Origin of the sequence: Brevundimonas sp. UBA7838, from assembly GCF_002500885.1 — a bacterium.
In the GTDB taxonomy this organism is placed as follows: Bacteria; Pseudomonadota; Alphaproteobacteria; order Caulobacterales; family Caulobacteraceae; genus Brevundimonas; species Brevundimonas vesicularis_C.
In genome coordinates this window covers 1-10524 of the sequence record NZ_DLTK01000110.1, presented here as the reverse complement: position 1 = coordinate 10524, position 10524 = coordinate 1, and the positions used below count along the sequence as shown (strand labels likewise).

The window sequence follows — 10524 nt, the reverse complement described above, 5'->3', positions numbered from 1 at the left end:
GGCAGGGAAGGTGTCGATCGTGGCCGGTAGCGGCTGCGCCGGCAGCCACGATGCGGTGGTCGCGCTGGCCCAGCGGCTCAAGGCTCCTGTCATCCATGCGTTGCGCGGCAAAGAGCACGTCGAATGGGACAACCCTTGCGACGTCGGCATGACCGGCTTCATCGGCTTTTCTTCCGGCTATCACGCAATGGAGAACGCCGACCTGTTGCTGATGCTGGGCGCGGACTTTCCGTATCGCCCGTTCTATCCCAAACACGCAAAGATCGTGCAGGTCGATCGCGATCCCAGCGCCCTGGGCCGGCGCGCGCCGCTGACGATGGGTATTGCTGGCGACGTGGGCGAGACCATCGCCGCGTTGCTCGAGCAACTGGACGATCGCCAGGACAGCGCCTTCCTTGACGCCGCGCTTCGGCATTACCGGAACTCCCGCAAAGAGCTCGACAACCTGGCCGCTCCCGCGCCCGCCGGCCGGCCGCATGGACCGCCGACGGATTGCCGTTGTCGGCCAGGGCCCTGGCCATGATCTCCAACACCTCCGGCCGCACCAGGCCCGAGGCGTTATAGTCCAGATAGACGCCGCTCATGCCGCGACCCCCACGGCCGAGGCTTCGACATTGCGCCGACGCTGGCCCGTGCGGTTCATCACCACATCCTCCAGCGACACGCCCGCCAGATAGCGATGAATTTCGTCGCCCAGGTCTTCCCAAAGATTGTGGGTGATGCAGCGTTCGCCGGCCAGCATGCAGCCCTTGGGCGAGCCATGCGCCACGCACCGCGTCGCCCGGATCGGTTCATCCACCGCCAGCACGATCTCGGCGACCACCGTCTCGTGCGCCGCCTTGGACAGACGGTATCCGCCGCCCGGCCCGCGCACGCTCTTGACCAGTTCGCTCTTCCTCAGACGGGCGAACAACTGCTCCAGATAGCTCAGCGAAATCTCCTGGCGCGCGGCGATCTCGGCCAGCGAAACCGCCCGGATTTCACCGCTCTCGCCGCGTCCGTTCTTCGCCAGATCGGCCATCGCCATCACGGCGTATCGTCCCTTGGTCGACAGACGCATTTCGCACCTTCAAAAATTGCGCGCTTTTCGGGGCTCCTGTGCTAGAACCCGCGCCTTCGCAAAGGCGGCGCGCTTGCGGAGGGACTTAGAAAGTCCCACCTCCGCGGTCAAGTATTACGCACTCGCGAAATGACAGTTGAACGGATTCCAGAGCCCCTATGCCTGAAGTCATCCTGCCCGGCGCCTCCGGTCGCATCGAAGGCCGCTATTCCCCGGGCAAGCGCCCGAACGCCCCGATCGCGCTGATCCTGCATCCGCATCCGAAGGCGGGCGGACATATGAACAACCCGGTCGCGGTCACCCTGCACCAACTGTTCCAGCAGCGCGGCTTTGCGACCCTGCGCTACAACTCGCGCGGCGTCGGCAAGTCGCAGGGCGAGTTCGATTCGGGCATCGGCGAACTGGCGGACGCCGCCACGGCCCTCGACTGGCTTCAGGCCAACAACCCCGGCGCCAGCCAGACCTGGGTCGCCGGCTATCAATTCGGCGCCTACATCGGCATGCAGCTTCTGATGCGTCGCCCCGAGACGGACGGCTTCATCTCCGTCTCGCCGCCGTCGAACATGTATGACTTCAGCTTCCTGGCGCCCTGCCCTGCGTCCGGCCTGTTCCTGCACGGCACGGCCGACACCATCGTCCCGCCGGTCGAGGTCGAGCGCGTGGTCAACAAGCTGCGCACCCAAAAGGGCATCATCATCGACTACGAACTGGAAGAGGGCGCCAGCCACTTCTGGCAGGACCACATGAGCGCGGTCGAAACCCGCGTCGGCGCCTATCTGGACAAGCGTCTGGAAGAAAAGCCGGCCTAGTATCCGGCTTGGCGTCACGGCTGATTAAGGCGCGGGCGGCATGATCGGGCGAGACATCGCTACGAGATCCGCCATGCGTCCGCCCCTTCTGATCGCCTTGATCGCCTCCCTGGCCTTGCCCACGGCCGTTGCGGCTCAGTCGACTCCCGCGCAAGAGCGCGATTTCTGCGCCGATCGCCCCGGCAAGGGCACCCCGACCTGCATCCTCGACAAAGGCCGCTGGCAGGTCGAACTCGGCCTGTTCGACGGCGCGCGTCAGACGGACGGCACGACACGGACCGACACCTGGGACGCCGGTGACCTGTTCGTGCGCTATGGCCTGACCGGCCTGACTGAGCTTCAAGTCGGGCTCACGACCTGGAACCACGAACGCATTCTCGACCGCGCGACCGGCGATCGTGATGTGAACGAAGGCGTCGGCGATCTCAGTCTCGGCCTGCGCCATTCTCTGAAAAACCCGGATGGCTCGGGCCTGTCCGTCGCGATTTCCGGCTTCATCACCGCGCCGACCGGTGCGCGCGGCATTCGCGCCGACGGTTTCGAGGGCGGCGTCATCCTGCCGGTCTCCATCCCGCTGAACGACGACTGGAGCCTGGCTTTGTCACCCGAAGTCGATTGGGTCTCGGACGCGGACGGGGACGGCCGCCACGCCGCCTACACGATGGTCGCCGGCGTCGGCCGCGGCTTCGGCCGCTGGGATCTGGGTGCCGAGCTTTGGGTTAGCCGCGACGATGATCCGGTGGAAGCGACCACCCAGTCCACCTTCGACCTGACCGCCGTCTGGTCGCCCCCGTTCCTGCCCGACGCCCAACTGGATTTCGGTCTCAACTTCGGCCTGAACGACGACAGCCCGGATGTGGAGTTCGGAGTCGGTCTCGCACGGCGGTTCTAACGCGCCGTTGCGGACCAGACCTGTCGCTGCGACAAATGGGCATGGCCGATGCGACCGACATCACCGGCGGCGTGGTTCACGACTTGCCGGACGACCTGCGCGCGGCGTTGGTCGCCGCGCCTGACGCCCTGGCGACCTGGCGCGACATCACGCCCCTGGCCCGCAACGAATGGATCTGCTGGATCGAGTCCGCCAAGAAGTCGGAAACCCGTCGCAAACGGCTGGATTGGGGCCGGGCGAGCTTGACCGACGGCAAGCGCCGCCCCTGTTGCTGGCCCGGCTGCCCTCACCGTTGAGCGATCACGCCGGTTCGGCCACCGCCTCTTTCGCCGGCTCGGTGCGGATCATGTAGTCGAAGGCCGACAGACCCGCCTTTGACCCCTCGCCCATGGCGATGACGATCTGCTTGTACGGCACGGTCGTCGCGTCACCCGCCGCAAAGATGCCCGGCTGCGAGGTCTCGCCGCGGTGATCCACCTCGATCTCGCCGCGCGGGGTCAGGCCCACCGCGCCGTGCAGCCATTCGGTGTTCGGGACCAGACCGATCTGCACGAAGATGCCTTCCAGATCGACGTCGTGATGGGCGTCGGAGTTGCGGTCCTTGTAGGACAGGCCCGTCACCTTCTCGCCGTCGCCCTGCACCTGGGTCGTCAGGGCCGAGGTTACGATCCGCACGTTCGGCAGGGTCGCCAGCTTGCGCTGCAGCACCGCATCGGCCCGCAGTTCGCTGTCATATTCGATCAGGGTAACATGGGCCACGATGCCCGCCAGGTCGATCGCCGCCTCGACGCCGGAGTTGCCACCGCCGATCACCGCCACCCGCTTGCCCTTGAACAGCGGCCCGTCGCAGTGCGGGCAATAGGCCACGCCCTTGTTCTTGTACTGGTCCTCGCCCGGCACATTCATCTGGCGCCAGCGAGCGCCGGTCGACAGGATGACGGTCCGCGATTTCAGCGATGCGCCGTTCTCCAGCACCACCTCGTGCAGGCCGCCCGCAACCTTGGCCGGGATCAGCTTGGCCGCCTTCTGCAGGTTCATCAGGTCCACTTCATACTCGCGGACGTGTTGTTCCAGATGGGCCGCCAGCTTGGGGCCCTCGGTGTAGGGGACTGAGACGAAGTTCTCGATCGCCATCGTATCCAGCACCTGTCCGCCGAAGCGTTCGGCGACGACGCCCGTACGAATGCCCTTGCGCGCCGTATAGATGGCGGCCGCCGCCCCGGCCGGCCCGCCGCCGACCACCAGAACCTCGAACGGATCCTTGGACTTCAGCCGCTCGGCCGCGCGGGTTTCGGCGCCGGAATCCAGCTTGGCGACGATCTGCTCCAGCTCCATCCGGCCCTGACCAAACAGTTCGCCGTTCAGGAAGACCGTCGGCACGGCCATGATTTTGCGTTCCTCGACCTCGTCCTTGAACAGGCCGCCCTCGATGGCGACGTGTTTGATGCGCGGGTTCAGCACGCTCATCAGGTTCAGCGCCTGCACCACGTCCGGGCAGTTCTGGCACGACAGCGAGAAATAGGTCTCGAACACATAGTCGCCGTCCAGGTCCCTGACCTGCTGGATCACATCCTGCGCCGCCTTGGACGGATGGCCGCCGACGTGCAGCAGGGCCAGCACCAGAGACGTGAACTCGTGGCCCAGAGGAATGCCCGCGAACCGCACGCCGATGTCCGTGCCCTTGCGACGGATCAGGAAGCTGGGTTGGCGCTCGTCGTCATAGTCGCGGCCCATCTCCACCTTGCCGTGCGAGACCGAGACGATCTCCTCCAGCAGGGTCTTCAGCTCGATCGACTTGGGCCCCGCGCCCAGCGAGGCGACCAGTTCGACGGGATGCACGATGTTTTTGAGGTAGGCTTCGAGCTGGGATTTCAGATTGGCGTCTAGCATCGGATGCTCCTCGAATTTCAGGGTAACGCGCCGCCTTCGAGCCGATCCCGGCGAGGCCTGCGCGATAAGGTCCGCGTCCCGCATTTGGGAGGCGGCCGGGTGGGTCCGACCCGAAGGCCGGACCCGATAGGCGTAGTCAGTCTTAGATCTTGCCGACGAGGTCGAGCGACGGGGCCAGGGTGGCTTCGCCTTCTTCCCACTTGGCCGGGCAGACTTCACCCGGGTGCGAGCGCACATACTGGGCGGCCTTGACCTTGCGCAGCAGTTCAGCGGCGTTGCGGCCGATGCCTTCCGAGGTCGTCTCGGTGAACTGGATCACGCCGTCCGGATCGACCAGGAAGGTCGCGCGGTCGGCCAGGCCCACGCCCGGACGCATGGCGTCGAAGTTGTTGGTCACCAGGCCCGACGGATCGCCCAGCATCGTGTATTCGATCTTGCCGATCGCCGGCGACGAGTCGTGCCAAGCCTTGTGCGAGAAGTGGGTGTCGGTCGACACCGAATAGATCTCGACGCCCAGCTTCAGGAACTCGGCGTAGTGGTCGGCCAGGTCTTCCAGTTCGGTCGGGCACACGAAGGTGAAGTCGGCCGGATAGAAGAAGAAGATCGCCCACTTGCCCGCGACGTCGGCGTCCGTGACCGTCAGGAATTTGCCGCCCTTATAGGCTTCGGCCGTAAAGGGTTTGATGGTCGTGTTGATGAGGGCCATGCGCAAAATCCAATGCAAGGTGGTTGGGAGGCGCTCTCCCTACCGCACCGCACCAAATAAGCCCAATCACTTATTTGCGGATGCGTGATAGATTTTGGTTATGGCGACTATTGCTGGGTGCAAGGCGGATAATCCCTGAAGCGCGCCTCGTATTCCGCCAGCGTCCAAGGGAATTTCATCTCGCGCCGCCATTGTTCGACGCGCTGCGGATCCTCCAGCGTATCGACCACCCAACGCCCTTCCTTGCAGGTCATCTGTGTGCCGTAACGCTGCGGGCGGCCTTCGTTTATCGCCAGCCTGTCGTACATCAGACCATAGCTCTGACCCTCGACTTCGCCCTGCGCGACCAGCGGCTCCAGCACGGGAACGAACCGTCGCCAGTTTTCCAGATCGGAATGCTGAATGATCAGGAAGGCGGCGCCCGCTGCACGCTCGCCATAGACTGACTTTTTGAACCATCCTTCCGCCGGGACCATGGTCAAAAGCTCGTCCAGCAAGGCCTTGTCCATCGCATTGATGTCCGCCCACGCCAAGGTCTCAGCGGATTGTCGCTCGTCGGCAGGCAGAGAGCTGAAATCCAGCACCGTAACCGCGCGCCTGCCGATCTGATCCAGCGCGCCCATGCGTTCGAGCCGCTCGCGGTCAGAGGTCGTCGGCGGCAGGGCGGCTTGACGCGCCTTTTCGGCTGCGATCGCCTCGGCCACCGGCGCGACCAAGGCTCTGACTTCGACGCTAGGTTCAGCCGGCACCTGAGACGTCAGCAGCGCAACGGCAAAAATCAATCCAATCACAACACCCCTCCACAATCAGGCCGAGAGGTGATCGCGCCTTGATGGCGAACTTTGGGCAAAGATCAATACAGCAGGAACGGCCGCCGCGCCTCTTCCCACGCCGCCTCGTCCGGCTGTGTCGCGGCATCCAGATCGCCTGGCGTCGCGCCTGCGTCGTCCACCCATTCCCGCAGGCCCGGCCCGCCGTTGATCACGTCGATGGGCAGTTTGCCGAACGCATACTCGTACGGAAAATCCCGCCAAAGGTCATAGTCGGGATACAGCCGCCGGATCGCCTTGAAGCCCAGGGCCTGAACCCGCCACGGCTTGAAGGAAGCATGGTCGTAGCCGGTGTGATCGACATGGATCTGCACCCCGCTGCACAGCTTTCCGACGTGCTTGTGGAAGGTCGGCTCGAACCACATGTCGCGCAAGACGCAGCCGCCCAACCATTGCGGCGCCAGCGCCTGCATCTCCGCGATCACCGCCCGCGCGTCGATATCCGGCGCCCCGAACAGCTCCAGCGGCCGTGTCGTCCCCCGCCCTTCCGACAGGGTCGCGCCTTCCAGCATCACCGTGCCCGCATAGGCGCGCGCCATCGACAGGTTCGGCGCATTCGGGCTGGGATTGACCCATGACCGGTCCAGCAGCGGCCAGCCGAAGCCCGGCCCCGCCTCCGGCGCCCAGCCCTGCATCTCCACCACCCGGTAATCCACATCCAACTTGAACTGGTCGATGAACCACAGGCCCAGTTCGCCCATCGTCATGCCGTGGCGCATCGGCATCGGCCCGGCCCCGACGAAACTTTCCCAGCCGGGCTTCAGCGTCATCCCCTCGACCGGCCGTCCCGCCGGATTGGGCCGGTCCAGCACCCAGACCGACTTGCCGTGTTTCGCCGCCGACTCCAGCACGTACAGAAGCGTCGTCACATAGGTGTAGATGCGGCAGCCCAGGTCCTGCAGATCGACCAGTAGCACGTCGAACTCGGCCATCCATTCATCGCGCGGGCGCCGCACCTCGCCATACAGGCTGAAGACGGGAAAGCCGTGCACCGGATCACGATAATCCGGGCTCTCCATCATATTGTCCTGCAGATCGCCCTTCATCCCGTGCTGCGGGCCAAAGGCGGCGGTCAGCCGGATCTCGGGACAGGCGGCCAGGGCGTCGACCGCGTGCATCAGGTCCTTCGTCACCGACGCCGGATGCGCCAGCAACGCCACGCGCCGCCCCCTCAGCAGCGCCCTCAGGGCGTCGTCGGACAAAAGGCGGTCGAGGCCGAAGTTCATGTCAGGTCCAGCGCGAACGAGTCGGGATGATGAAAGTCCGGCTTATCCGAAGGATGCGCCAGCGCCCAATAGCCGATCGCCCCGTCCACGCCCTGGATCACCGCCGCCAATCCCGCCGCCCCGGCCGCATCCTCCGGCAAGGTAACGTCCGCCGTCAGCACGAATTGTCCCGGCGCCGACCGCGTCACGATGAAGGGCGCGGGCATCTCCAGCGCCCGCATGCCCTCGCGATAGCCGTCGAACCGATAGGCCGCCCACGCCCCCGACGGCGACAGATTGTATTCGACATAGCCGCCCGCCTCGGTGCGATTGAACGCCTCGAAACAAGTCGCCTGCCACAGCCCGTCCGTCCGCACCCGCGCCGCCGCCTCCGGCCGCCATACCCCCTCCACCGGTCCGGCCAGCACATACTCCAGGCTCAGCACGGGCCCGGCCCGCCGCGCCTCGACCTCCAGAGTCAGTCCCGCAGGGCTGGATGTCGGGTGCGGGATCAGGGGCAGACGCATGGCGCCTTCGTATCGAAGCAACGCGCACGGTCAACGCTCATGCATCGCCGTGACGCTCACCCGCGCGTTGCGATAGTATCGGTTCTGGAAACGGAGAACCTAATGCCCGACAATCCCGTGAAGGGTCCGGCGTCATACTTCCCCTCAATCGAGAAGACCTACGGCCATCCTATTTCCCATTGGCAGCAGATTGTGCGCGACGGCTATCCCGCCCGGCACATGGAGTTGGTCTCCATTCTCAAGGACGCGCACGGTATGGGCCACGGCCACGCCAACGCCGTGGTCGCCTACACGTTGGCGCAGGACGGATTGAAGTAGCGGCCACGCTCAAAAGTCACACTAACCTTAGTATTTCCGCCAGATATACCCTGACAAAACAAGGCTTTGAGACGAATCAGCAGCGCTTACCCTGTCACTCTGCAAAACGGTCGTACAATGGGCGAGCCATGCCCAAAGCCGCTCCGCCTGAACTGCACCATCTTGCATTTTGCACGCGCTTTCGCGGTGCAGTGCAATTTCGCGCCGACCGAGATTAGACGAATTAGACACTTTAGACGGTGTTTTTCATCCGCACCGTCTGAACAGCCAGCGCCGCCTCGACTAGGGGAAGACGACCCTCGTCATCCCTGCTAACCCAGCCTCACCATGACCGAACACGCCTTCAAATCCGACTTCCTGCGCACGCTTCAGGCGCGCGGCTACATCCATCAGATCACCCATCCCGTCGAACTGGACGAGGCGGCCGCTGCGGGCGTGGTGCCGGGCTATATCGGCTTCGACGCCACTGCGCCGTCACTGCACGTCGGCAGCCTGATTCAGATCATGATGTTGCGCCGGCTTCAGCAGGCGGGTGGCAAGCCCATCGTCCTGATGGGCGGCGGCACGACCAAGGTCGGCGACCCCACCGGCAAGGATGCGTCGCGTCCGCAGCTGACCGAAGAGACGATCCAGTCGAACATCGACACCATTAAGACGGTCTTCGCCAAATTCCTGACGTTCGGCGACGGCCCGACCGACGCGGTCATGGTCAACAATGACGCCTGGCTGTCCGGCTACGGCTACATCCAGTTCCTGAGAGATTTCGGCACCCACTTCACCGTCAACCGGATGCTGAGCTTCGATTCAGTCAAGCTGCGCCTTGAGCGCGAACAGCCGATGACCTTCCTTGAGTTCAACTACATGCTGATGCAGTCGGTGGACTTCCTCGAGCTCAACCGCAGCCACAAGGTCACCCTGCAAATGGGCGGCTCGGACCAGTGGGGCAACATCACTTCGGGCGTGGATCTGGTGCGCCGCGTGGATCAGAAGGCCGCCTTCGGCCTGACCACGCCGCTGCTGACCACGGCATCGGGCGGCAAGATGGGCAAGACCGCTCAGGGCGCCATCTGGCTGAACGCCGAACAACTCAGCCCCTACGACTACTGGCAGTTCTGGCGTAACGCCGAAGACGCCGACGTCGGCCGCTTCATGCGTCTGTTCACGGACCTGAGCCTGGAACAGATCGCGCAATACGAAGCGCTGGAAGGCGCGGCGATCAACGACGCCAAAAAGGCCTTGGCCGACGCCGCGACGACCATGCTGCACGGCGCAGACGAGGCCGCAAAGGCGCGCGCCGCCGCCGAAAGCAACTTTGAAAAGGGTCAGGTGTCCGCTGATCTGCCGACCGTCGAGCTGCCGTCGGGCGAGGTTTACGGCGTCATGATCGCCGCTGTCGTGACCAAGACCGGCCTGACGGCGTCCAACGGCGAGGCCCGCCGCCTGGCCCAGGGCGGCGGCCTGCGTTTGAACGACACCGCGGTGTCCGACGGGGCCCAACTGCTGACCGAAGCCGACCTCAAGGACGGCGTCATCAAACTCGCGGCCGGCAAGAAAAAGATCGTTCTGGTGAGGCCCGTCTGATGTCCGCCGCCGAAGGTCAGCCCGCCCCCGCCCTCGACCTTCCTACGGACGGCGGCGGCCGCGTCACCCTCGCCGCCCTCAAAGGCAAGCCCGCGGTCGTCTATTTCTACCCCAAGGACGACACGACCGGCTGCACGCGTGAGGCCCAGGACTTCACCGCCCTGGCGCCCGACTTCGCCGCTCTGGGCGTGCCGGTCATCGGCGTGTCCAAGGACACGGTGAAAAAGCACGACAGGTTCAAGGCCAAATACGATCTTGCCGTCACCCTCGCCTCCGACGAGGACGGCGCCGCCTGCGAGGCCTGGGGCGTCTGGGTGCAGAAGAAGCTCTACGGCCGCGAATATATGGGCATCGAGCGGGCCACCTTCCTGATCGACGCCGAGGGCCGCGTCGCCAAGGCCTGGCGCAATGTGAAGGTCGCAGACCACGCCGCCGCCGTGCTGGAGGCCGCCAGGGCCCTGTGATCGGCGAGCGCCGTTCGGAAGCGATGCTTGACCTTGGCCCCTCCTCCACGGCCTAGTGGGCGTCGGGGCTAATAGGGGCTTGGCCGGCCTTGGCTGGCAGATGCGGAGCGCACCATGTTCACCAAGAGCAAATCCTACGACAGTGGATCGAATGGCCTGGGCATCCCCCCGGCGCCCGAACCGACCACGCCCACGCCGACGGCCGCGAGCACGCCGTCCCTGCCCGCCACGACGCCTGCGCC

The 10524-nt window shown here is 65.1% G+C and carries 12 protein-coding genes and 1 pseudogene; 7 read left to right on the top strand and 6 right to left on the bottom strand.

What is annotated here, in order from left to right; all coding sequences use genetic code 11:
• Nucleotides 1-523 (top strand): annotated as a pseudogene (locus B3T77_RS10445) (ubiquinone-dependent pyruvate dehydrogenase); the annotation flags it as partial.
• 57 nt (nt 524-580) lie between these two features.
• Here B3T77_RS10445 and B3T77_RS10440 read toward each other — a convergent pair.
• On the bottom strand, nt 581-1060 hold the full coding sequence (locus tag B3T77_RS10440; RefSeq protein WP_165117027.1) for an Rrf2 family transcriptional regulator: 480 nt from the start codon (nt 1058-1060) through the stop codon (nt 581-583).
• Nucleotides 1061-1218: 158 nt separating this feature from the next.
• Here B3T77_RS10440 and B3T77_RS10435 point away from each other — a divergent pair, with 158 nt between their 5' ends.
• From B3T77_RS10435 to B3T77_RS10425, 3 genes are all read left to right on the top strand, one after another.
• The gene (locus tag B3T77_RS10435) at nt 1219-1869 is read left to right on the top strand and encodes an alpha/beta hydrolase (RefSeq protein WP_017504016.1); all 651 of its coding nucleotides are present in this window, start codon (nt 1219-1221) and stop codon (nt 1867-1869) included.
• A gap of 73 nt (nt 1870-1942) precedes the next feature.
• Nucleotides 1943-2761, top strand: a complete 819-nt coding sequence (locus B3T77_RS10430) for a transporter (RefSeq protein WP_055804898.1) — start codon at nt 1943-1945, stop codon at nt 2759-2761.
• Between the two features lie 41 nt (nt 2762-2802).
• Nucleotides 2803-3057 carry a YdeI/OmpD-associated family protein gene (locus B3T77_RS10425; RefSeq protein ID WP_055753469.1) on the top strand — a complete coding sequence of 85 codons (255 nt, stop codon included), beginning with the start codon at nt 2803-2805 and terminating at the stop codon, nt 3055-3057.
• A 4-nt stretch (nt 3058-3061) separates the two neighbouring features.
• On the opposite strand, the gene ahpF is transcribed toward B3T77_RS10425, so the two are convergent.
• The 5 genes from ahpF to B3T77_RS10400 all read right to left on the bottom strand — a co-directional run bounded on the left by ahpF (nt 3062) and on the right by B3T77_RS10400 (nt 7919).
• Nucleotides 3062-4651 (bottom strand): alkyl hydroperoxide reductase subunit F, encoded by a 1590-nt coding sequence (gene ahpF / locus B3T77_RS10420; RefSeq protein ID WP_292079396.1) that lies wholly within the window; start codon nt 4649-4651, stop codon nt 3062-3064.
• A 142-nt stretch (nt 4652-4793) separates the two neighbouring features.
• Nucleotides 4794-5357: an alkyl hydroperoxide reductase subunit C gene (gene ahpC, locus B3T77_RS10415; protein WP_292079394.1), complete on the bottom strand. Its 564-nt coding sequence runs from the start codon at nt 5355-5357 to the stop codon at nt 4794-4796.
• 107 nt (nt 5358-5464) lie between these two features.
• On the bottom strand, nt 5465-6106 hold the full coding sequence (locus B3T77_RS10410; protein WP_292079390.1) for a DUF6624 domain-containing protein: 642 nt from the start codon (nt 6104-6106) through the stop codon (nt 5465-5467).
• 104 nt (nt 6107-6210) lie between these two features.
• Entirely contained in the window at nt 6211-7413 is a 1203-nt protein-coding gene (locus B3T77_RS10405; RefSeq protein ID WP_292079388.1) for an exo-beta-N-acetylmuramidase NamZ family protein, read from the bottom strand.
• On the bottom strand, nt 7410-7919 hold the full coding sequence (locus B3T77_RS10400; protein ID WP_292079386.1) for a DOMON-like domain-containing protein: 510 nt from the start codon (nt 7917-7919) through the stop codon (nt 7410-7412). Before B3T77_RS10400 ends, B3T77_RS10405 begins: the two co-directional genes overlap by 4 nt.
• Before the next feature lie 102 nt (nt 7920-8021).
• Between B3T77_RS10400 and B3T77_RS10395 the strand changes: the two genes are divergently transcribed.
• The 3 genes from B3T77_RS10395 to B3T77_RS10385 all read left to right on the top strand — a co-directional run bounded on the left by B3T77_RS10395 (nt 8022) and on the right by B3T77_RS10385 (nt 10282).
• Nucleotides 8022-8237: a DUF4287 domain-containing protein gene (locus B3T77_RS10395; protein WP_066551351.1), complete on the top strand. Its 216-nt coding sequence runs from the start codon at nt 8022-8024 to the stop codon at nt 8235-8237.
• A gap of 327 nt (nt 8238-8564) precedes the next feature.
• Nucleotides 8565-9818 carry a tyrosine--tRNA ligase gene (gene tyrS, locus B3T77_RS10390; RefSeq protein ID WP_292079383.1) on the top strand — a complete coding sequence of 418 codons (1254 nt, stop codon included), beginning with the start codon at nt 8565-8567 and terminating at the stop codon, nt 9816-9818.
• A complete protein-coding gene (locus B3T77_RS10385; RefSeq protein WP_292079381.1) occupies nt 9818-10282 on the top strand; it encodes a peroxiredoxin in 465 nt (154 codons plus the stop codon). Before tyrS ends, B3T77_RS10385 begins: the two co-directional genes overlap by 1 nt.
• Nucleotides 10283-10524: the final 242 nt, after the last annotated feature.

Bases quoted from the DNA above. Each gene is read 5' to 3' on its own strand.
- B3T77_RS10440 (WP_165117027.1), bottom strand. From the start codon at position 1,060: ATGCGTCTGTCGACCAAGGGACGATACGCCGTGATGGCGATGGCCGAT.
- B3T77_RS10435 (WP_017504016.1), top strand. From the start codon at position 1,219: ATGCCTGAAGTCATCCTGCCCGGCGCCTCCGGTCGCATCGAAGGCCGC.
- B3T77_RS10430 (WP_055804898.1), top strand. From the start codon at position 1,943: ATGCGTCCGCCCCTTCTGATCGCCTTGATCGCCTCCCTGGCCTTGCCC.
- B3T77_RS10425 (WP_055753469.1), top strand. From the start codon at position 2,803: ATGGCCGATGCGACCGACATCACCGGCGGCGTGGTTCACGACTTGCCG.
- ahpF (WP_292079396.1), bottom strand. From the start codon at position 4,651: ATGCTAGACGCCAATCTGAAATCCCAGCTCGAAGCCTACCTCAAAAAC.
- ahpC (WP_292079394.1), bottom strand. From the start codon at position 5,357: ATGGCCCTCATCAACACGACCATCAAACCCTTTACGGCCGAAGCCTAT.
- B3T77_RS10405 (WP_292079388.1), bottom strand. From the start codon at position 7,413: ATGAACTTCGGCCTCGACCGCCTTTTGTCCGACGACGCCCTGAGGGCG.
- B3T77_RS10400 (WP_292079386.1), bottom strand. From the start codon at position 7,919: ATGCGTCTGCCCCTGATCCCGCACCCGACATCCAGCCCTGCGGGACTG.
- B3T77_RS10395 (WP_066551351.1), top strand. From the start codon at position 8,022: ATGCCCGACAATCCCGTGAAGGGTCCGGCGTCATACTTCCCCTCAATC.
- tyrS (WP_292079383.1), top strand. From the start codon at position 8,565: ATGACCGAACACGCCTTCAAATCCGACTTCCTGCGCACGCTTCAGGCG.
- B3T77_RS10385 (WP_292079381.1), top strand. From the start codon at position 9,818: ATGTCCGCCGCCGAAGGTCAGCCCGCCCCCGCCCTCGACCTTCCTACG.